The organism is Moraxella tetraodonis (assembly GCF_022359095.1).
GTDB classification, from domain to species: Bacteria; Pseudomonadota; Gammaproteobacteria; order Pseudomonadales; family Moraxellaceae; genus Faucicola; species Faucicola tetraodonis.
Genome location: NZ_JACSYB010000003.1, coordinates 21,204 through 42,651, shown reverse-complemented (window position 1 = coordinate 42,651; position 21,448 = coordinate 21,204). Strand labels below are relative to the sequence as shown.

The following is a 21,448-nucleotide window of genomic DNA, read 5'->3' as shown; positions in this document are numbered from 1 at the left end:
TGGTGATAGCGACAACCGTGAGTTAGGAGGCTTTCATATCTAGAAAGTATTAATGCTGCATTCCAGATCCATCATCCGACATATTCATATCACCATCAAATGACACGTCCATCATATCGTCATCTATCCTAGTGGTTAGCATCGTGTACTGAGCTTCATCTAATTTAGGTAACGATCTGATAAAAGCAACCATTGCCCACATTCTAGCGTCATCATGAGAGGCGCCCCATGCAGGCATTCCCGAAGCCATAATTCCGTGTTTGATTGCCCAAAAGCTTTGCTTTGCACCGTCTTCTGTTTGATAACGTTTGACGATCTCAGCCTTAGTGAAGTTAGGTGGCTTTGGATATAAGCCTTCGCTAAAGTCAGTTTTGTCCACTCCCGGAGATAAGTGACAGCCTGCACACATATCCTTATAGTCCGCGCCCCCAGAGCTGATATCGACCTTCTCTAAATCTGGTACCACAATATCTTTACTGGCATTTGCTATGGAACGATTGCGAGCGGTTTCCAAAAAGCTAAAAATCATTGGGCTATGCTCTTGGTCAGCTCCCACATAGACAACGCCACTGGTAACAATCGCAAACACGCTAACGATTGCCACAAATACAGTAAAGAGCGCACCCAATAAAAATTTCATATGTTTTCCTAAAAATTTATTTCCGTTAAGTGTTGACTGCTATTTAACAGAGCTAAAATTTTTAAGATTTACTGTCGTTAGTAACGCAGTGTTTTTGGTACATTTGCTTCATTTTACCCATGTTAGCCATCATTGCTTTCATAGCAGGATCTTTCATATCCATCTTGCTATGATCCATTTTTCCCATCATATCCATATGCTTTTTCATCTTTTCACAGTTCATTTGATCTTCTTTAGCATGCATTTTTGGATCATGCGCCATAGCTGAGGTCGATACGACAAGAGCGATGGCCGTCATTGCGATTGATTTAGACAGTAATTTAAATTGTGACATGATTAACTCCTATTGTTTGGATTAAAGACTATTGAGTTCAATAGCTGTTAAACTAGCCTAAATGATATATTAATCATTCTGACTGGTAGATGACGTTAAGATTACAATGCTGTCATTCTCACCGCTTTAGATTTTAATGCGCGATATATTCATTTAATATGGCTTCAGCATTTGTATCACGATCGCTACCATATTTTTTCAAAAAATACTTTTCAGACTGCAAATGTTGCTCGTAGAGATGGTCTGTATCAGAGACAAACCTCTATGCGGTGTTGATTTAGAATACTAAATGGTGGCTGACAGCTAGATGGCACGGATATTACAAGTTTGTTAGGGACAGCCTAATATTGTCATCTTCTTGTCATTAAAACCAAATACCAGCATCTGTCTCTATCCAAAGAACACTGTTATAACAAGGGTTCCTGATAAATATATGGCTGATAAGCTAACAATGTTAGTGATACGCTGTTGACAACTATAATGATATAAAGGTAAGCAACGATGAAAGTACTGTTAGTAGAAGATGAGAAAAACCTTGGAGAATATATTAAGAAAGGCTTAACTGAGGCCGGTTTCATCGTGGATCATCACATGACAGGTTTAGATGGCTATCATGCGTTAATGACTGAAGATTTTAGTGTGGTGGTGATGGATGTGATGCTGCCTGACGTCAGCGGCTTTGAGCTGATACAGCGCTACCGTGCTGCTGGAAAGCATACGCCTGTTTTATTTTTAACCGCTAAAGATGATTTAAGCGATCGGATTAAGGGCATTGAAATTGGTGGCGATGATTATCTGACCAAACCTTTTGCTTTTGCCGAGCTAATTGTCCGAATAAAAAGCCTATTGCGGCGTGCCAATCAATCAGACTATAAAAGCTCTGTCATACATATAGCTGACCTAAAAATGGATATTGCTAAACGCACTGTATATAGAGGCAACACTAATATAAAATTGACTGCTAAAGAATTTGCTTTATTACAATTTTTCTTAGAACGTCAAGGTGAGGTACTGCCACGCACTGTGATTGCCTCACAAGTATGGGACATAAATTTTGACAGTGATACAAATGTCATTGACGTCGCTATAAGGCGGCTACGGATAAAAATCGATGATGGTTTTGACACCAAGCTTATTCACACAGTACGCGGTATGGGCTATCGATTAGAGCCACTGAATGTCGGAGCAGACAGTAGCATGGGCGACGATGACACCAACAAAGATGATCTAAAATAAAATGAGAGATAAATTTAAGAATCGACGCTGGCCTTTGTTATGGCGTACTGTTTTTTTACTGACAATATTTGTTGTTATCTCTCAAGTTGTTATTTATATATGGGTTCAGCGCTCTGTTAACGAGCACTTTGAGCAAATGGACTCAGAGATTATTACCCATGCAGCTTTTAACCTGCGTAAACGCATGGTGAATTTTAACGATCACATAGAACCTTTTACAGTGTCAAAGTCGCAAGCGCTAATTGATGTCAATCATCCACATTCTTCTTGGTTAGACTATGATTTAAAAACGTTAATATCAGACAAAAACGGCAATTTATTGTCCAGCAATCCCAGTAATTTCATCAATGATCTACCGGCAGATTTTAGCTTGTTACAACTATTGCAGGACTATCGCGATCAGCAGTTTATGATCAAGATAAATAATAGGCATTACCGAGCCATTATCGTTACACATCAAGAGGTTTTGGCATTTATTGCTCTACCTATCGATGTGCATCATCAATATCTTGTCCAGTTTAATCGCCAGCTGAGCTTGATACTTATCGCCATTACCTTATTATTGGTTTCAGTAGCAGCACTAAGTGTACACTGGGGTTTTGCTCCCCTAGCTACTATCGTACAAAAGATGAAAGGCATTAATCTTCAAAGGTTAGATGAAAGAATTGTGGTTGGCGATATGCCGTTAGAATTACGTCCACTAACGGAGTCTTATAATTCTATGATGGTCAAGCTTGAAAGTAACTTTGAATCATTATCACGGTTTTCAGACAATATCGCCCATGAGCTACGTACGCCAATAGCGACGCTGAGTACGCAAACGCAAGTCATGTTAACTAAGCCAAGAGAAAACGACGAATACATTGAGCAATTGCATCATCAGCATGATACGTTAAAGCAGTTATCCGCCATGATTAACGATATGTTATTACTGGCAAAAACTCAAAAAGAGCTGAGTGATTCGCAAATCAGTCATGTCGATATAGAGAGCTTGATCACAAAGCTTATAGATTATTATGAGATGATTGCTGAGGATCGTGAGATAATCTTTGAAAAATCGGGTGATTTTAAAACAGTACTAGGTGATAAAGGCTTATTGCAACGGCTGTTTGCCAACCTGATGTCAAATGCGATTTATTATGCGGCTAGTAATAGCACTATTATGATATCCGCTACTGTCCTCACTTCAAGCACCTCGCTTAATGCGCCAAAAGACGATATTCAATCCCCAGAGCAGCTCTGGTTAAGAATAACTATGACCAACCGTCTAGACAAACCATTAAATCAGATTGAAGCCGATAAACTGTTTGAGCGATTCTATCGTCATGATAAAACGAATACGATGCATTCAGGAACAGGCTTAGGCTTATCTATTGTGCAAGCTATCGCCAATGCTCATAATGGCAAAGTTAGTATTACTATCAAAGATGAGTGTCTTTTTGAGGTTGCTGTAAAGTTGTTGATTGCCAGGTAGTAAATACCTTCATACTGTCTATGAACCGCTCAGATTAGGTCGAAGGCGAGTTTACTTGGAAGGTCTCTCTATCCATAAGATGAGATTCTGACTTGCGATAGTTGTACTTTTCAATTGTTGGACAAAAAATTTCTTATATAAGCCTATTTCATACATTCTATTACCAATAATTATGATGCCTTTATGATGATTCATCCTCAGTATGATCCCGTAGCGCTTTCCTTGGGTCCATTGGAAGTGCACTGGTATGGGCTAATGTATTTGCTAGCCTTTGCTGCCGCTTACGGTTTGGCTTGGTATCGCAGTACCAAACGCGACAATTGGACCACCGACATGGTCTCTGACTTAGTCTTTTATGGCGCGCTTGGTGTCATCTTAGGCGGTCGTATTGGCTATGTGCTGTTTTATCAGTTCGGTGAATTACTCCAAAACCCTGCCTATATATTAAAAGTCTGGGAAGGCGGTATGTCTTTCCACGGCGGCTTTATCGGCGTCATGCTAGGTATGTGGTTCTTTGCCCGTAAATATAAAAAGACTACCTTTCAAGTATTCGATTTTATCGTTCCTTGTGTACCAACCGGCTTACTGTTTGGGCGTATCGGCAACTATATCAATGGCGAATTATGGGGTCGTGTCTCAGACGGTGGCTATAACTGGCTGACCTACTTTCCGCAAGCCGCGGCGTTTGATATGGAGCAATTACAGAGCAATCCACAATTGCAAGAATTGATGATTGAAGTCAATGGTCAATACATATTGCCTCGTCATCCATCACAGCTATATGAAGCCTTTGCCGAAGGTCTGCTGCTATTTATATTCTTATGGTGGTATTCATCAAAACCACGTCCACGTATGGCTGCCTCCGCTGTATTCTTACTAGGCTATGGCATCAGCCGCTTTATCATTGAATTCTTCCGCCAGCCAGATGCTGACCAAGGATTCATATTATTAGGTTGGATGACCAAAGGGCAAATCTTAAGCGCGCCGATGATTATCGCCGGCTTAATCATGCTGATTTATGCTTACAAACGCGGTATTTATGATTGGGGTAAGCAGTCTGCATATTAGAAATAAGTATCGAGGTGCATGAACAAATAAATATAAATGCAGTTCTAACAAGATACATTCCATTTGCAGAATTAATACCTATGTTAGGGGTTACCCCAGAATTCGGAGAAAATAGTACGTTAAGGAATTTAGTCGAGTATTTTTAAAATTGATAAAGGTCAAGGTGTCTAAAAAACGTTGGTTTTTTAGACCTTTTATTTTGAGCAAAAAAACAGGGGCAAAAAGGTAAGCCCCCGACCATACCCCTATTGAGGTGGTATCCAGACATGTGGTAGCAGCTCATCAATCTGGCTATCAGGATGCGTCGGCAGACGACTCAACACATCTGCCAAATACGCATACGGGTCAAGACCATTCAATCTAGCTGACTGGATAAGCGACATAATACTAGCCGCCCGCTGACCGCTCTCAAGCGACCCTGCGAACAACCAATTCTTACGCCCGAGAGCCCAAGGGCGCATCTGATTCTCTGCCCAATTATTATCAATCGGCAAATTGCCATCATCCAAATAGTGAGTTAACGCCGTCCAGCGTTTCAAACAATACTCAATTGCCTTAGTAATACTGGCATTCTTAGTCGTGCCTAAGCGTTTCTGTTGTAACCACGCATAAAGTTTATCCGCAACTGGTTTTGCCTTCTCTTGCCTGACTTGCCTAACTATTTGAGCATCTCTGGGCAGTGGGGTTTGGTTTTTCTCAAACCGCTCATCAATCTCCCGTTCAACGGCATACAGGGTTTGAAACAGTTCTAATGCCTCAATGCTAATAAGACTCTGCCCTGTCACATGAAGCTCATGAAACTTACGCCTAGCATGGGCCATACAACCCACTTCAATCACCCCTCGCCCAAATAATGGCTTATAGCCGTTATAGCCGTCGCAAACAAGCTTGCCCTTAAAGCCCTGCAGAAAAGCATTGGGATACTCACTACCCCGACCTTGGGCAAAATCATACACCACCGCTTTGATTGGGCTGTGCTTTGGGGTCACATACGCCCACACATAGCCTTGCTTTAGTTTGCCTTTCACGTCTTTTACCCCATAGCCATTTAACACCTTTATTGGGGTTTCATCGGCATGCAGAATCGGTTGGGTAAGTATCATCTGGCGTAAGCGATTAACTAAAAACCCAAGCTGTACCCCACAACGTCCCACCCAATCTGCCAAGGTTGAATCAGATAAATACACCCCGCTACGGTGATAAATCAGGCTTTGGCGATACAGGGGTAAATGGTCAGCGTATTTACTGATAAGCACATGAGCCAGTAGCGCAGGCGTGGCAATGCTTTTATCGATGATTTGGGCGTCGGTTTTGGCTTGAACCAGCTTTTCACGGTTACACTCAGCGTTACGGCAAATGTATTTAGGATAAACATGACGCTCTCGGTAAAACTGCTTTGGCTTAAAGCCGAGTTTGTCTTGAACATCTTGACCAATTTGCGTCATTTGACAGCCACATTCACAGGTGGTTGACGGTGGTTCGTGGATGATGGTGTGAATGTCGAGGTTGTCAGGGATAACGAGGCGTTTTTGTCGTTTGGGTTTGGTTGGTGTTTCTGATTGTGTGCCTTTTTCTTGCGTATCAATCGGCTTGCTAGCAACCAGTTTGGCTCGCTCGTCATCGCTAAGATTGGCTAAGAAGTTGTCATGGGCTTGTTCAAGCAAGGCTAGGTCTTCTAGGGCGGTTTCTTTGTTTAGGTGGTCTTGTTTGGGGGTTAAGCCTTCGCTTTTTTGCCCAAACAGCCGATGGATAAGACGTTGCTGTTTGGTGATGGCGTCAGTGAGCTCTTGGTTAATGCGAGCAAGCTTAGCTTCGTATTGCTGCCTTTGAGCGTCCATTTGTTGTTGGTATTGCTGTTTGAGTTGCGCTGCTTGCTGTTGGTAATGTTGTTTTTGTGCGTCAAGCTGCTGTTGAAGCCGAGCGTTTTGGGCTAATAAATCAGCATAGCTTGGCGCAGTTGGGTCGGATGGGTGGGCGGTGGTCATGGTATGAGTTTGCCATAACCGCTCTGCATTGTCAGTAAATAGGCGGTGATAGTTGAGATTTAGCGGCTTTATGCTAAAGTCAGGTAAGCGGGGTGAGTATATCTTTGCCTAGGTTATGCCAAGACAGTCCACTAACCAAGGCGTTAAATTGCTCATGACTAATGGTAAGTCCTGTGGTTGGGTTGGTTAGGCTGTGATGTCGCATGAGACGTTCGCCAAGTCCGTGAAATTTGCCATCATCCAGTGCTCGGGTGCATAGCCATATGCCCAGGCCGTCATGGATGAGTATTTTTAGCCGGGTGCCTGCTTTGTTGTAAAATAGGTAGGCACAGTTTGGGCGGATGCCTGGGTGGTGCTGTAGGATGAAGGCGAGTAGTTTATTACTGCCACTTCGCATGTCCATGGGAGTGGTGGATAGCCAAATTTGTTGGGGGTTGATAAGGGGGTTCATTGTAGCCCCCGCAGTAATTCAATAAGGCTGTAATTGTCAATTTAGTCGATGGTGAGTTTTATGGGCGTCCCGTTATGGCTGGGAATTTGTAGTTCTACGCCTGTGATGGTTTGAGCTAAGGCAGTTGCTTGTGGTGTTTGTTCGTGATGGCTTCTAGATTGCAGGGTGATAGGCAGAAAGACAGGCTCATGTTCAATGAGGTTAATATCGAAGTTTGGGTTGGCTAATGGTTGAGTTGCTGCGATTTTCTCGTCTCTGGCAGCTTTTATCCATTTCTGCAATAAGTTTGGGTTAATGCCATGACCTTGAGCTAGCCTCGCTATCGAGCGTTCGCCTGTTAAGGCTTGTTCTACGAGATAGGCTTTGAGCTCTTTGCTGTACGTTCGTCGCTTCGGTTTGGTTATGTCTATTTGTGCCATTCTAGTGCCCACTTCATTTTTTAGTGGGCACTATCTCGTATTTTTTAGAATGGTGGTAGATGGGATGGTCGGATGCTTACGCAAAAAGCCCCTGTTTTCATATATTAACCCGTATATCAAACAGCGTCGTAAGCATCCGACCATTCCCTATTGTGGGGATTGCCACACATGAGGCAGCAGCTCATCAATATCCTTATCTTTATGGGTTGGCAGCCGTCTAAGCACATCAGACAGATAAGCAAACGCATCCAACCCATTTAACTTAGCTGACTGAATTAACGACATAATCACCGCTGCGCGCTGACCACTTCGCAAAGAACCAGCGAACAACCAATTTTTTCGACCTAAAGCCCACGGACGCATCTGATTCTCAGCCCAGTTATTATCAATCGGCAAACTGCCATCATTCAAGTATTGGATAAGCGCTTTCCAACGTTTCAAACAATAATCAATCGCGCGAGCAATCGCTGAATTCTTAGAAGCTAACGGCCTGTTTTCCAGTAGCCACTGATGTAAAGCATCAGCAATGGGTTTTGCCTTAGCTTGTCTAATTTGCCATACGGTTTGAGCATTTCTGGGTGAAGGTAGCGCATTTTTCTCAAATAGCTCATCAATTTCACGCTCTATGGCATACAAGCGTTGAAAGAAGTTTAATGCCTCTTCACTGACAATACTTTGCCCTGTCACATGCAGCTCATGAAACTTACGCCGTGCATGCGCCATACAACCGACTTCAATCACACCTTGCTGTCTTGATGGACTAAATAGAAACTTATAGCCGTTGTAATCATCGCAAATGAGCTTACCCTGCCACTTAGATAAAAAGGCTTTGGGATGCTCATTTCGTCTGCTTTCGGCAAAGTCATAAACCACTGCTTTAAGTTTACTGTGCTGTGGCGTTACATACGCCCACACATAGCCTTGCTTGGGTGATTTACCATTCACCTTCATAATCGTCACAGGGGTTTCATCCGCATGTAGAATTGGCTGTGATAACAGGATGTCATGTAAACGCATGACTAATGGCTCAAGTGCTACACCACAGCGTCCCACCCAATCTGCCATGGTGGAATCCGATAGATAAACCCCACTTCGCTGATAGATAAGGTTTTGTCGATATAGTGGCTGATGGTCAGCATACTTGCTAATCAAGATATGCGCCAGTAACTCAGGGGTGGCGATGCTTTTATCAATGATTTGAGCGGGCGTCGATGCTTGTACCAGAGTTTGATTGTGGGATTGGCAATCCTTGCAGGTGTATTTGGGATAAATATGGCGTTCACGGTAAAACTGTTTGGGAATAAAGCCTAGTTTGTCCTGTATGTCTTCCCCAATTTGCTGCATTTGACAGCCACAATCGCAAGTGATTGATTTAGGCTTGTGAATGACAGTTCTGACTTCTAGGTTGTCAGGGATAACTATCCGCCGCCCGCGTTTGATTTTAGCTTTAGGCGTATCAGTTTGATTGCTATCGTTCTCTGCTTGGCTCTGCGTGGCTAACGTTTCAGCGTCAGGGGTTTCATCAGTCTGTAATTGGGTAGATTGGCCTTGGCTTAGGTCATGTTGAATGTTGTTTTGGGTTTGTTCTAGGGCAGATAGGTCTTCTAGGGCAGTTTCTTGGTTGAGACGTGCTTGCTTTGGGGTTAAGCCTTCACTCTTTTGCCCAAATAAGTGATGAATCAGCAGCTTTTGTTTTTCGATGAGTTGGGCAATTTGGATTTGGAGCTGACGCAGTTGTTGTTCGTATCGTTGTCGCTCTTGTTGACGCACTTGCTGACGTATCTCTTCGCTTTGTTGCTCAAGCAGGGCAATTTTAGCCAGTGCTTGCGCTAGTTGGTAGGCTAAGTCGGGTGAATGGGCATCAGTCATGGCAGTATGTTGCCATAGTTTGGGTAGGCTGTCACCTGTTGTTTATATTAGGGGTGTGAGTAGGTCTTTGCCCAGATTGTGCCAAGGTAGTCCATTAATGAGAGCGTTGAATTGTTCTTGGTTGATAGTCAGTCCTGTTTGAGCAGATGCTAAGTTAAGCTGTTTACCAAGTCCGTGAAATTTGCTGTCATCAAGCTGACGGGTACATAGCCAAACTCCCAGTCCGTCATGTACTAGCACTTTTAGCCGTGTGCCTGTTTTGTTGTAAAACAGGTAGGCACAGTGCGGCTTGATGCCTTGGTGGTGTTTGATGATGTGGGCAATGAGTTTGTTGCTGCCACTTCGCATGTCCATGGCTGTAGTCGATAGCCAGATTTGGGTGATTTGTATCATTGTAAGCCCCGCAGTAGTTCAATAAGACTACGGGTGTCGATTTGTTCGATGCTAAGTCTAATCGGTGAGGTGTCTCGTGTGGGTATTTGGAGCTGAACGCTTTGAATGGTGGCTATTGCTAGTGATGCTGAGTTGAAGCTCTGCTGTGAGTCTAACGTAATGGGAATAAAATTTGACGGAGTGCTAGGCTCGTGAGTAATAGCAGGTAAGGTATTCTCGGGTGCTTGTATTATCTTGGCTCGATTTTGCCGTTTCCAGTTATGCAATAGGTTTTGGTTGATGCCATTGTCTCTGGCTATACTCGCTATCGACCGCCCTGAGCTTATTGCTTCTTGCACAAGAAATTCTTTGAATTCGTCGCTGTAGTTCTTACGTTTGGGTTTTTTTAGTGTGTCTTGTATCATCTTCGTGTCCACGATTGTTTAATCATGGACACTATCTCTAATTTCTTATGTGTGGAAAAGATGGGATGGTCGGATGCTTACACAGCGTCTAACAAACTTATAAATCTAGCTTTAAAGCAAAAACTTGGGCTAGCCGATATCATAGGCGACTAATGCGTTTCTGCCAACTCAGTCAACATGGCCTGTCTTAAAATAGCATTCATCCGAGTTTGATAGCCCTTGCCTGGAGACTTGAGCCATAGCAATACGTCACTGTCTATGCGTACCGTGGCGATTTGTTTGGTTGGCTTATAAAGCGGATTGCTAACAGCGTTCGCCCAAAATTCATCCGTCAACGGTGGGATATCATAATAGTCAATGTCTGCCTCATTTAATTTAGCAAGACGAGCCTTTGCTTCTTTGCTTAATTTAGGCGGATTGGTTAAATCAATACTTCGAGTAACGATTTTGCTCATAACGTCTTTTCTCCTTTTTATCTGCAGGACGGGCTGAAATAATACGGATATACTCCTCACCGTCATCATCAAACCAAGTATGGGCAACCAGAATAACAGCAATGCCTTCAATTTCTCCTATACTCTGCCATCGCATTTCACCATTTTCGATTCTATCTTGGCTCATCAAAAGAAAAGGGTCAGCAAATACGAGCATGGCTTCTTCAAAGCTAATACTATGTTTTTCAAAGTTACTGGCAGCCTTATTCTCATCCCAAGAAAAATTCATTTAAGCCTACTTTAAATCAATCTATTTAGTATTGTAAATACATTTTTGTAAATCTTAGTAGTAAAATGCCAAATCGTCAAGATAACTTGCTCATGCTTACTGATAATTATTCATGTGCTAACAAATCTAACCCTGCCTTTTTCAACTCCCCTTTCGCCGTTACATAATGATATAGCGTACTGCTGGGAATATCGCCCAGCTCCCTACAAATCGCCGGAATACTTTTAGTTTGGTCAGCCATTAAATGCTGGGTATAGCGAAGTTTCTCAGCCGTCATGATTCTAGGTCTTCCGCCTTTACGTCCGCGAGCCCGAGCTGCAGCAATGCCCTCTTTCACTCGTTGGCGGATAATATTACGTTCCATCTCAGCAAATGCGGCTTGAATTTGTAAAAACGCCCGACCTGCAGGGGTGGTGGTATCCATCGGTGAATTGATGGCTTTAAAACCAATATCTTTCTCAGCCAGTTCATCAATGAGTTTGATTAGGTCGCTGGCTAACCGCCCTAACCTATCCAAATCCAAAACAACCAACACATCGCCCTTTCTTAAATAGTTGAGACAATCATCCAATCCTTTACGTTGGGAATTACTGCCTGATGCTTTGTCTTCAAAAATTCGCTCACAGCCGATTTCTGTTAACGCATCAACTTGACGGTCAAGGAGTTGTTTTCCTTCCGATGTGGATACTCGAGCATAACCGATTAAACTCATGATAAATTTCTCACGATAAATGATAATTATCATATCTTATCATATTTAGATTTATTTGGCTTTATCGTGAAATAAATGAAATAAAAAAGCGCCGAATTGGCGCTGATTTACAATTTCACGAAAAACAATAGGTTGTCGGGATTATCAAGCAAATTTATAGTAGTTTAATACTTAACAGAGTTTATGCATTGATTCTATGCTTTATTGACTTCCTCCCCTCCCTAAAGTGAGGGGATTCCTTCTACAAGACGGTTAAGCCCAACCGCAAGAATGTTCTGACTGGCGTTAATATCTCTATCATGCCGTGTGCCACACGTTGCACAAGTCCATTCTCTTATTCGCAAACCTGCTCTACCTTTCGGACTACTGGACATATCGCCACAGCACGAGCAAGTTTGGGTAGTGTATTTCTCATTCACGATTTCAAAACGGCAACCTGCGTTCTCGCATTTGTAATTCAGTTGCCTTTTGAGTTCAAACCAACCTGCATCGTAAACCGATTTGGCTAGTTTGCCTTTTTTACTGTTAAATTGGGTAGTTCTAACGTCACCTACCACGATTAGGGCATTGTCTTTGACTAATTGAGTGGTGAATTTGTGGATTAGGTCTTGCCGTGTATGTTTGATTTTGGCATGGATCGCTTTGACACGCTGTTTGTTTTTGGCACGTTGGGCGGTGGCTAACGCTTTGGCATATTTGAGCGTTTGCTTGATTTGTAGTTTATCGCCATTTGAGGCGGTGGCACTGTCTTTTAAGCCTAAATCAATCCCAACGCTACCCATTCCGCAAGTAGTTTTAGGGTATTGTTTGACGGTAATACAGGCATACCAACGGTTACGGCTGTCTTGGACAATTTCCAGCGTGTTGATTTGATATAGGCTAAGGTTGTAGCTGTCCCATAGATCAATGACTAGCTTTTGCCCTTTGGCTAAAGATAGTTGTAAGGTAGATTTTAAGCCCTTTTTACCAGTTTGGTGTGTGGCAATGTGCTTAATGGCGGATTGTTTGAATGGTAGCCAACCTAAGTTTTTACGCTTTGATTTTGGGTTGTTGGTTCGCCATGATAATTTAGCTTTTTTGGATTGCTTACGGCTTTTGGTGTGGGTTTCATTGATGGCTTGAATAGTTTGAGAATGTAAACCAAGTAACTCACCGCTACCTTTGGTGTAGTCGTTTAGGTCATAAGCACTAAAGAATTTGCCAGTTTTTTGTAGGTGTCTGTAACTCAAATCATTGACATAATTCCACACGAAATTGACCGAACCGCTTAGGCGGTTTAATTGGTCTGCGTGTTTATCTCGTATGCGTAGCTTGAGTGTTTTCATGGGTTCAAGTATAATTAGATTTTTATATTCTATAGTTGGTCTAAATATATGTCAAACGATTTAAGACTTGGTAGGCACGTTGTTTACAATCTTCATGTGCATTTGGTCTTTGTGGCTAAATACCGCAAAAAAGTATTCACTAAAGAGATTTTAGACGACATGCAGGTTATCTTTGAGAAAGTTTGTTCAAAGTTTAAGGCGCAACTAGTAGAGTTTGACGGTGAAAGTGACCATGTGCATTTACTGGTGGTTTATCCGCCCAAAGTGGCTATTTCTAGTTTGGTGAATAGCTTGAAAGGCGTGTCTAGTCGGTTATTGCGTAAAAAAGAATATCCGTCTATTAAAGAGCAGTTATGGGGAGAAGCGTTGTGGTCGCCTAGTTATTTTGCAGGTAGTTGTGGCGGTGCTCCAATTGAAATTATACGCCAGTACATTGAACAGCAGAATACACCGCACTAAATACCATCTGTGTGTAAGCATGATTGCGGAGTTGCCTTATATCCACCGCCTGAAGTCGGTGGTTTTACGGCAACGGAAGATAAACAGTGATGAGTTTTTAATAAAAATCGCTACGATTAGCATAGCCTAGGTGATGTAAAATTTTTAGCTTAGGCTAAGTATATTTAGTTTACCCTTCTCCCCTATCAAATATTACAGCATGCGTTTCTCTATGGAATTCTATACCTATCTGATGAATGATACGACTGGGTGTTGTGTATTTGTCAGCATAACGCTTCTGTTGTATTTGAGCTAAGGCGGTTCCTTGTGGTTGAGCGTTTTTACCATTCACGACTTTAAATTCAAAAATGTAAACGTGGTCTCCAATGATGAGTGTCATGTCGATGTTACCAAGACTTGTTGCGTCTTCTGTGATGGTTTGAAAGCCTAAACTGGCAAACAGTGCGTAGAAGACGCTGGCCCAATAGCCTTCGTAATTGGCAATCGGATTATTTCTGTGCCAGTTATGGGGAATGCTACTAAAAAATGCTTGGATGATGCTTTCAATGCCATCAAGATTATGCTGAACAATCGCTTCGTAAAGTTCACTTTGTTTGAGTAACATATCATCTTTGGCATGGGCGATGTATTTTAATAGCAGTGATTCCGATAAGCTTTGTTGTACTTCAATGTTGGGAAATTTTAGGGTATAACGTACACTGGGTTTTAACAGCATTTTATCAATGGTGAGATAACCCGTTTGAAATAGTAAAGCGATGATACTGATATCGCTTATTTCAAATTGTGATAGGTTTTGACTATCAATAAGTCTACCAATCAGTTGATGGATATGGATGTTTTCATTTAATAGCTTATCCATTAAGAAGGTTGCATTACCTGTTTCTACCCAGTAGTTTTTATAGAGCTTTTGTGGGTTACTTAAAAACAGTAAGACGTCAAAGGGGTTATAGACTGCTTCACCTGTCCAATTATAGCCGTTATACCATTTTTTTAACTCTTCAAGATCCACTTTATCTAATTCTACAGCGAATACGTTTTCAAGCTCAGATTGGGTGTAACCACAAAGTGCTGAGAATCTTTCATCTAAGGTAACATCGTATAGATTATTTAAACCTGAAAATAGATTGATTTTACTAAATTTAGAAACGCCTGTGAGCATGGCAAATTGTATATGGGCATCTTGACCTTTAATAACGGAATAAAAATCCCTTAATTGATTACGGACAATAATAGATTTTTCTGAATTCTGCAAACTGTCTAAAATCGGCTTATCGTATTCATCTATCAATATGACAACTTTTTGCCCTGTTGTTTCATGGCAATGCTGAATGAGTGCTTGAAACCTACCACTAATCGTTTTTAAGCTATTAGTAATACGCCATCTTTCTTCTAAAGCCGTTAAAATGTCCGATAAAGCAAGAGATAAGTCATCGTAACCTTCTATACCGCCATCAAAGCTAATGCGAATAACAGGATAGGATTGCTCCCATTGCCAGTGATGTTCAGCATATAATCCAGTGAATAGCGCCTTGTTACCGGCAAATATTTCAGCAATAGTATCAAGGGTCAGGCTTTTGCCAAACCGTCTAGGTCTTGATAAAAAAATATATTTACTAGTATTAATTAGTTCAATGATTTTGGCCGTTTTATCGACGTAATAATAGTTACCTTGTCTTAGTTCGGCTAAATTTTGGATGCCGATAGGAAATTGTTTTTTTACCATTTATTAGATCCCCACTAAGAATCACAAGATAATTTTAATAACTTAATAAACTTATTTCCCAAGAGTAAGTTATGTAAGTTATCCATAAAAAGTAAGTTATAACATTTACTAAAATATATAACTTACTTAAGTTATTTAACTTTCTTCATTTTTTGTTGCAAGAACTGCTAAATTTAATTGTTCTTCTGAAAGAAAGCTTAGCTGCTGAATCGCTGTTTTGACAATTATCGAACGATTAGCACGAGCGACCCTACTTTTTACAAGTAATTCATCAATTTGATCACTGACTTCTTGAGTAAGTGAAAAAGTTTGGCGAATATATTTAGCCTTCGATTCTTTTTGTAGCGAATGGGTATTCGCCCCCCCAATAAAACTATCGACAGAGATATCAGCGTTATAACCTTTTTTCTTTAAATCACCTAAACCCATTATACTTCTCCTAAAAACTCTTCGGCAATCGCTACAATTTCTGCACTGGCTTTACCATCTGTATCACCTTTGGCTTCAAATACTGTAAATCCGTTTTCATCAGCGTCATCATAAATATTACGATTACTGGTGAAATTTTGAAGAGCTGGAATATTAAAGGATTCACAAGCATCTTTAGCATCGGTGATACGCTGGAATTGACTGGGCAAAGTTGGACATTGTGTCATGACGGCTTTTGCTTTTAAATTAGGATTGATGGCTTTTGCCATTTTCACCAGATTTTCCATGTGTGCCAGTGTTTTTAAATCCCGACGTTTAGGTCTAAAAGGCAACAACATATGGGTTGCAACAGTCATAGCAGAACGTAAGGCTTCAGAATCTTGACCACCTGCATCAATGACAATATCTTGATAACGCTTTGACAAATCAATTAGTGTTTGTCTAATATTACCTGAGCATTGCACTGATGGGAGTGTTTTAGAAATTTGGTTTTGCTCCCGCTCTTTTACCCAGTCAGTCGTTGTACCCTGCGGGTCAGCATCTAACAATAAGATGTCTCGATTTCTATTCTGCAAATAAACTGCAATATTTTGAGCTAAGCAGCTCTTGCCTGAACCACCTTTTTCACCGCCAATTAAAACTATCATAAGTTACACCTTTTATCTAAGTTATTAAAGTTACATAACCATTTTAACATATTTAAGTTACGTAAGTTAATTAATTTATTCAAAATTTTATCATATATAATTTATTGATTTAAATTAATTTTTCACATAGATGTAATATTATTTAATGAAATTACTTACGCAAGTTACTCATTAGCATTAACTTATGTAATGAATTATATGATTAAATAGGACGTATTTCTACCAACTTCTTTCTAATATTTCTTGAATATTTTTAAATTTTTTAACACTAGTAGGGTCTTTTAGTAAGACACGCCAACTATTAAAAACTTCATCATAACTTCTACTATCATTGCTTGCGAGTAAACTACTATTAGCATCTAGAAACTCCTTTTTAAATTTGGCCAATTTATTAATTTGACCATCTGATAGTCCTTTTATTTGCCATGATAGTGCTAGAGGATTTTTTTTCTCTGACTCAAACATATCAATTGTCTTACCAACAGGTTGAGCAGTTTTTTTAGCTTGAGCTTTTAATTTGAATTTTAGCTCAAGATGAGTGAATTTTTTTCCCGTTTTTACAAGTTTATATTCAACATTAATTTTAGTTTTTTCATTAATTTCATTGACTGCAGTTTCAATAACTCGTACTTTCAAATCTTTGGTTGCAGGGTATTTGTCACCAAGATCAAGAAACTCTCTTAAATCTTCAATTGTGATTTTTCGAAACCCTGTATCTTTAAATTGCATGAGTAATTCAAAGAATCTAATACTATACGAGCTACTAAGCCCTGCAATATCTTGTTTTAAATATTGGGTAAAATTAGCTGATAAATTGCTCAAATAGGGCAAAATTGATTTACTAAATCTAAGAACCACAAAATGCTGATTATTAGGCATTTTAGTTGGTTGTAATCCTAAACTTTGAGCAAGTTTAATCATACCTTCGCCAGTTCCAACTCCCATATCCTGTACCCAGCGAGTTTTTAGTACATCGTCACCTACTTTTAATACAATAGAACGTTCATACAAACGTTCAGCCGCTTCACGCATTTCTCTATATGCAGTTTTAGGATGCACACCCATTTCAATAAAATCGCTGACTTCGACGGTATAAACCTCTTCATCTTGAACTTCCACACCTTTAGGTATTTGAGAAATTGCAGAAAGAATCAAGCGTTGTTCATTTGCAGTTAAGTGATAACTGGCAGTGATAACTACATTAGATTTCACAATTAGATCATTACTCATGGCAAAATTCCAATAATTAATAGGACACAAAATATCATAGTCCCATTAAAGTAGTCAATCCGTCCCATTAAAGTAGTCAATCCGTCCCATTAAAGTAGTCAATCCGTCCCATTAAAGTAGTCAATCCGTCCTATTTATGTTCTCCAAAACCGGGCTACATCAGGCATACAGATGGTCTATAAACCTTTAAAAACTATAAAAACCTAAAAAAGAATTTTTTTTGTTTTTAAACTTTTATACATTTAAACGTTGAAATTCCTGTAAGTGGAATAGCCAAGCAGCAAGATTGGCAGATGAATCGAGCGTTTTTAAGCCCCAGCTATACCACCAAGCTATCAGATCTGCTTAAAGTGCATTAGTGCGAGTTTGCTAACGGCTGTTAATAAACCCATGTTAAAAGAGAAACCCTGATGTGTGCTAACTTTCAACCCATTAGTCCTACGCAAGCGCCGTTATTTACCAATTAACAGCTCAGCTTTGACGTCAAACAGGATATTTACCCAGGCTATGAAGCCCCCTTACTGTTTGCTAACCTCTTATCAAATACGAGTGGCGATCAGCCATGTTTGGAATGGTGCCTAAATGGGCGAAAGATACTGCTATTGCCAAATACACCTACAATGCCCGTAGTCAAACGGTCATGGATAAACCAAGCTTTAAACGCGCTTGGTATAACAACCAGTTTGCGCTCATTCCGGTGCAAACCATCTTTGAACCCAAATATATCGATGGTAAAGGTTAACATTATGGCATTGAACGCGAGGATGGTGAGCTATTTACCGTAGCCACTTTATATGAAATTGTTGAGATAGGGGAGCAAATCGTTCGCTCCATGACCATGCTGACCATCAATGCCGATAATCATCCTTTCATATCACAATTTCATAAGCCTGAAGATGAAAAACGCTCGATTGTGGTGATCGAACCTGAGCATCGCCAGGATTGGCTCAATATGCATCATGAGGACGCGTTTGAGCTACTTAAACCGATGGGTGCTGGGTATGTAGCAGAACATCGGCCAAAGCCGAAAAAACCGCTTAAAACGGCGCAAATGGATGTGTTTAATGGCTAGGGTAGCAGTTATATGACTGAATTACACCCATGATTGATTAATTTAATGACTTCAACACCAATGACAGCAGATACGCAATCTCAAATCGATGCCATCTTTAAGCAAGTAGAAGAGTACAACCAACGGCACGATACCAGTAAACCCTTGTTCTTTGATACCGAAACCACCGGTGGCAGCAGGGAGGATCAAATCATTGAAATTGCGTTTTGTGATAGTGATCGACATGTGATTATCGACACGCTGATCTACACCGATAGACCGTCTAGCCCAGGCGCATTTAAGGAGCATGGGATTTATCCTCATGAGCTGATAGGTAAACCTACCTTTATTAATATTCAACCCGCGATTGTACAGTTGCTCAAAGGAAGAACCCTGTATGCTTACAATGCCAACTTCGATGTACGTATGATGCGACAATCTGGGCATAAACTTCGCTTGCAACAAGCTGAAGTAAAATGCCTGTGTAAGCAGTTTGCTGATTTTATCGGGCAATACTCACCGTATTTCAAAGCCAATCGCTATTTTAGCCTAAGCAAGGCTATGGCTCACTTTGGAGTAGAACATAGCAATGCGCACCGAGCAGCGACCGACGCACTCGCGTGTGTGAAGGTGTGGGAGGGAATGATGGGAAGTCATCATTGGGATTATTGAATGGCGTATGATACTGAAATACAGCTATGTAGTAGGGAACAGAGCAACCTAATTAATAGGGTTGCTCTTTTTTATTGTGCTGGGATTCGTCATCATCTACATACAAAATAATATCACCTGGTGCGCAATCTAAATACTTACATAATTTATCAATGGCATCGATATCAATTTTTATCACATCATTGTTATACAAACGATAAAGGGTCGAACGACTTATATCCAAATCTCTATCAATATCGGCAACTTTAAGACCACGTTGTGCCAATAAAACAGGCAAATTTATCTTTATCACAATAAAATCCCTAAAAATGAAAATAAATACTTGATTTAGGAATAAAATAATATTAACATAGTTCCTAAATTAGGGAATAAATTTTATTTTTAGATATAAATTCCCAATTTCAACTATTATCCCATACTTGAGATAATTTTCCAATCGAACAACAAAAAATTCAAGGAGCACAAAAATGCACCCGAACCCCGTCATCCAACACATCTATGACCAACTTGACCAAAGAAAGAACCGCCTACAGCAAATTAATAAGCTTACAAGCCAACTAATCAAAGAACAGCGGATACAACCAGGTAACAACCTTTACCTGTTTCTAGGACTCATCAAACGCTGCAACAACACCCAAGCCATTCAAACATGGATTTCAGAAATATTAGACGACATAGACGTAAACGACGACCAAGAAAAATACCACCAGCTTGAACATAAATTTCTAAAACTTATGCCAGAAATAGCATAGAACAAGTCCCCTTAACAACCGCTAAAACCACAAGCCTAACCTAAAGAAAGGAAAATCATATGGACTACAAATACCTAGCAAAAAATCACATCAGTGCACCGTTACTTAGCGAAATGTTCAGCCACTTCAAAATCTATGACACCCAAACCCACTGTAGAGAGTGCAACATCATGCGACAAATCTACGAACCGAACTATAACTATCAGAACCAAAAATTCAATTGGATATGCGATGACTGTCACCAATTTATCCAACAGCCATTTGACATCAATTTTTCAGCAGAACAATTCTATAATGAAGACTATGATTGTCCCTTCTAAAATCTTATCGGTCAAAATCATTTTATGAATGCCATCATAAAAAAACATAAATATCTTGCTTAAAAAAGACAGCTAACGAAAATGAACTGGCTGTCTTTTTCAAAAAAAACATCACTAAAAAATTAAAAATCATCCCAAAAAATATTCACCAACAGAAAAATCACGTTAAGAATCTCAAAAAAAACTCAGCAGCTTAGTCAAACTCACTAAAAGCATCCTGCTCATTTTCGCCAATTACTCATCCCTATCAAAAATAAAATGCTAGAGTGGTACCTATCAAACATCAACCGCTATTATCAAAACAATATCATCACCCACTAAAAAACTATCATTTCTTTAGATACAAAACCGCATCAATTTCATGAGATGACAACCAAAAATTAGTATGCTAACCTAACCAATATAAAGGAGCAAAAATCAATATAGCCAGCACATGCAGAGACACCAAATTTCCTAACGTAAATTGGTTGTCTCTGCGTTCTGGAAAAGGGGGCTTACCCCCTTTTGAAACCCCCAGCACCCATTTATCTCTTCACATAGTTGCGATTAAAATGGGTGCTTATTGGGGAGACCCCAAACCCCCTTTAACCAAAAATGGACTTCATAAAAAATAGATAGGCACTAAAAATGGCACAACAATCAGCCGAAAAAAAGCAAAGCCATGACAAAGTATCGGTAAAAAAATCATCAAAAAAACTACGAGATAAGCGGCTTAATATTCGCTTTAGTGACGAAGAATTTTCTATGCTCGAAGCCAAAGCTGAAGGGATGAGTTTGGCTCGCTATGCTCGTGCAATTTTAACTAAGGGAAAGGTGACAAGACGTGAACGGGATTTTCCGACGATTGACCCAAGACTATTACAACAACTGCACGCTATGGGTAAAAATTTAAATCAACTCGTCCGCTATACCCATGAGCAAGCCAATGCCAAACGTCCGATTGATACCCTAAATTTAGCACTAGCCATTGATAATATGGCTGAACAATTGGCTGGGTTAAAAGCCCAGTATCAAATTAAAAAAAATTACTTTAATGCGGGGGAAGGTGAGGATCATGCGACTGAAGACATTGATGATTCTATTGCTATGCCAATGGAAGTTTCACGCTAAAAAAGGGCAAGCTAAATAACCT

The 21,448-nt window shown here is 40.3% G+C and carries 25 protein-coding genes and 1 pseudogene; 9 read left to right on the top strand and 17 right to left on the bottom strand.

The annotated features are described in order from the left end of the window. Positions 1-49: 49 nt before the first annotated feature. Positions 50-640: a c-type cytochrome gene (locus tag H9W84_RS11315; protein WP_239743890.1), complete on the bottom strand. Its 591-nt coding sequence runs from the start codon at positions 638-640 to the stop codon at positions 50-52. Between the two features lie 61 nt (positions 641-701). Beyond that, positions 702-974 carry a hypothetical protein gene (locus H9W84_RS11310; protein ID WP_219300493.1) on the bottom strand — a complete coding sequence of 91 codons (273 nt, stop codon included), beginning with the start codon at positions 972-974 and terminating at the stop codon, positions 702-704. A 501-nt stretch (positions 975-1,475) separates the two neighbouring features. Here H9W84_RS11310 and H9W84_RS11305 point away from each other — a divergent pair. The 3 genes from H9W84_RS11305 to lgt all read left to right on the top strand — a co-directional run bounded on the left by H9W84_RS11305 (position 1,476) and on the right by lgt (position 4,752). Then, positions 1,476-2,210, top strand: a complete 735-nt coding sequence (locus H9W84_RS11305) for a heavy metal response regulator transcription factor (RefSeq protein ID WP_007117299.1) — start codon at positions 1,476-1,478, stop codon at positions 2,208-2,210. A 1-nt stretch (position 2,211) separates the two neighbouring features. Next, positions 2,212-3,684 carry an ATP-binding protein gene (locus tag H9W84_RS11300; RefSeq protein ID WP_007117300.1) on the top strand — a complete coding sequence of 491 codons (1,473 nt, stop codon included), beginning with the start codon at positions 2,212-2,214 and terminating at the stop codon, positions 3,682-3,684. 183 nt (positions 3,685-3,867) lie between these two features. After that, positions 3,868-4,752, top strand: coding sequence for a prolipoprotein diacylglyceryl transferase (lgt, locus tag H9W84_RS11295; protein WP_011959981.1), 885 nt, complete (start codon positions 3,868-3,870; stop codon positions 4,750-4,752). Positions 4,753-4,997: 245 nt separating this feature from the next. Here the strand turns inward: lgt and tnpC (H9W84_RS11290) are convergent, their stop codons facing one another. The 10 genes from tnpC (H9W84_RS11290) to H9W84_RS11245 all read right to left on the bottom strand — a co-directional run bounded on the left by tnpC (H9W84_RS11290) (position 4,998) and on the right by H9W84_RS11245 (position 13,033). After that, entirely contained in the window at positions 4,998-6,737 is a 1,740-nt protein-coding gene (gene tnpC / locus H9W84_RS11290) for an IS66 family transposase (RefSeq protein ID WP_050325882.1), read from the bottom strand. A 79-nt stretch (positions 6,738-6,816) separates the two neighbouring features. After that, entirely contained in the window at positions 6,817-7,188 is a 372-nt protein-coding gene (gene tnpB, locus H9W84_RS11285; RefSeq protein ID WP_050325883.1) for an IS66 family insertion sequence element accessory protein TnpB, read from the bottom strand. 41 nt (positions 7,189-7,229) lie between these two features. Continuing rightward, positions 7,230-7,607 carry a transposase gene (locus tag H9W84_RS11280; RefSeq protein ID WP_239743825.1) on the bottom strand — a complete coding sequence of 126 codons (378 nt, stop codon included), beginning with the start codon at positions 7,605-7,607 and terminating at the stop codon, positions 7,230-7,232. Positions 7,608-7,754: 147 nt separating this feature from the next. Continuing rightward, the gene (tnpC, locus tag H9W84_RS11275) at positions 7,755-9,476 is read right to left on the bottom strand and encodes an IS66 family transposase (protein ID WP_050326031.1); all 1,722 of its coding nucleotides are present in this window, start codon (positions 9,474-9,476) and stop codon (positions 7,755-7,757) included. Between the two features lie 42 nt (positions 9,477-9,518). After that, complete coding sequence (gene tnpB / locus H9W84_RS11270) at positions 9,519-9,869, bottom strand: IS66 family insertion sequence element accessory protein TnpB (RefSeq protein ID WP_050326030.1); 351 nt, start codon at positions 9,867-9,869, stop codon at positions 9,519-9,521. Beyond that, positions 9,866-10,273, bottom strand: coding sequence for a transposase (locus H9W84_RS11265; protein ID WP_050326029.1), 408 nt, complete (start codon positions 10,271-10,273; stop codon positions 9,866-9,868). The genes tnpB (H9W84_RS11270) and H9W84_RS11265 overlap by 4 nt, the downstream gene beginning before the upstream one ends. 149 nt (positions 10,274-10,422) lie before the next feature. After that, a complete protein-coding gene (locus H9W84_RS11260) occupies positions 10,423-10,728 on the bottom strand; it encodes a BrnA antitoxin family protein (protein ID WP_239743888.1) in 306 nt (101 codons plus the stop codon). Continuing rightward, entirely contained in the window at positions 10,700-10,996 is a 297-nt protein-coding gene (locus H9W84_RS11255) for a BrnT family toxin (RefSeq protein ID WP_050326027.1), read from the bottom strand. The genes H9W84_RS11260 and H9W84_RS11255 overlap by 29 nt, the downstream gene beginning before the upstream one ends. A 106-nt stretch (positions 10,997-11,102) precedes the next feature. After that, on the bottom strand, positions 11,103-11,741 hold the full coding sequence (locus H9W84_RS11250) for a recombinase family protein (RefSeq protein WP_239743886.1): 639 nt from the start codon (positions 11,739-11,741) through the stop codon (positions 11,103-11,105). A 188-nt stretch (positions 11,742-11,929) separates the two neighbouring features. After that, positions 11,930-13,033 carry an RNA-guided endonuclease InsQ/TnpB family protein gene (locus tag H9W84_RS11245; RefSeq protein WP_239742468.1) on the bottom strand — a complete coding sequence of 368 codons (1,104 nt, stop codon included), beginning with the start codon at positions 13,031-13,033 and terminating at the stop codon, positions 11,930-11,932. Between the two features lie 48 nt (positions 13,034-13,081). Here H9W84_RS11245 and tnpA point away from each other — a divergent pair, with 48 nt between their 5' ends. Continuing rightward, entirely contained in the window at positions 13,082-13,492 is a 411-nt protein-coding gene (tnpA, locus tag H9W84_RS11240; RefSeq protein ID WP_239742470.1) for an IS200/IS605 family transposase, read from the top strand. Between the two features lie 169 nt (positions 13,493-13,661). On the opposite strand, the gene H9W84_RS11235 is transcribed toward tnpA, so the two are convergent. From H9W84_RS11235 to H9W84_RS11220, 4 genes are all read right to left on the bottom strand, one after another. Beyond that, complete coding sequence (locus H9W84_RS11235) at positions 13,662-15,215, bottom strand: ATP-binding protein (RefSeq protein WP_099808664.1); 1,554 nt, start codon at positions 15,213-15,215, stop codon at positions 13,662-13,664. Between the two features lie 135 nt (positions 15,216-15,350). Beyond that, entirely contained in the window at positions 15,351-15,644 is a 294-nt protein-coding gene (locus H9W84_RS11230; protein WP_095356949.1) for a hypothetical protein, read from the bottom strand. Further along, the gene (locus tag H9W84_RS11225; protein ID WP_239743884.1) at positions 15,644-16,291 is read right to left on the bottom strand and encodes an AAA family ATPase; all 648 of its coding nucleotides are present in this window, start codon (positions 16,289-16,291) and stop codon (positions 15,644-15,646) included. The genes H9W84_RS11230 and H9W84_RS11225 overlap by 1 nt, the downstream gene beginning before the upstream one ends. Positions 16,292-16,510: 219 nt before the next feature. Beyond that, the gene (locus H9W84_RS11220; RefSeq protein ID WP_060996129.1) at positions 16,511-17,521 is read right to left on the bottom strand and encodes a replication initiation protein; all 1,011 of its coding nucleotides are present in this window, start codon (positions 17,519-17,521) and stop codon (positions 16,511-16,513) included. 236 nt (positions 17,522-17,757) lie between these two features. Between H9W84_RS11220 and H9W84_RS12215 the strand changes: the two genes are divergently transcribed. The 3 genes and pseudogenes from H9W84_RS12215 to H9W84_RS11210 all read left to right on the top strand — a co-directional run bounded on the left by H9W84_RS12215 (position 17,758) and on the right by H9W84_RS11210 (position 19,244). Next, positions 17,758-17,880 (top strand): DUF4113 domain-containing protein, encoded by a 123-nt coding sequence (locus tag H9W84_RS12215; protein WP_404935909.1) that lies wholly within the window; start codon positions 17,758-17,760, stop codon positions 17,878-17,880. 51 nt (positions 17,881-17,931) lie between these two features. Then, positions 17,932-18,593: pseudogene (locus H9W84_RS11215) on the top strand (SOS response-associated peptidase family protein). A 45-nt stretch (positions 18,594-18,638) separates the two neighbouring features. Continuing rightward, entirely contained in the window at positions 18,639-19,244 is a 606-nt protein-coding gene (locus H9W84_RS11210; RefSeq protein ID WP_239743882.1) for a 3'-5' exonuclease, read from the top strand. Between the two features lie 52 nt (positions 19,245-19,296). On the opposite strand, the gene H9W84_RS11205 is transcribed toward H9W84_RS11210, so the two are convergent. After that, positions 19,297-19,536, bottom strand: coding sequence for a helix-turn-helix domain-containing protein (locus tag H9W84_RS11205; RefSeq protein ID WP_040403339.1), 240 nt, complete (start codon positions 19,534-19,536; stop codon positions 19,297-19,299). Positions 19,537-19,711: 175 nt separating this feature from the next. On the opposite strand from H9W84_RS11205, the gene H9W84_RS11200 reads away from it, so the two are divergent. Next, positions 19,712-19,996 carry a hypothetical protein gene (locus H9W84_RS11200; protein ID WP_239743880.1) on the top strand — a complete coding sequence of 95 codons (285 nt, stop codon included), beginning with the start codon at positions 19,712-19,714 and terminating at the stop codon, positions 19,994-19,996. A 947-nt stretch (positions 19,997-20,943) separates the two neighbouring features. Beyond that, on the top strand, positions 20,944-21,426 hold the full coding sequence (locus H9W84_RS11195; protein WP_239743878.1) for a plasmid mobilization protein: 483 nt from the start codon (positions 20,944-20,946) through the stop codon (positions 21,424-21,426). Positions 21,427-21,448: the final 22 nt, after the last annotated feature.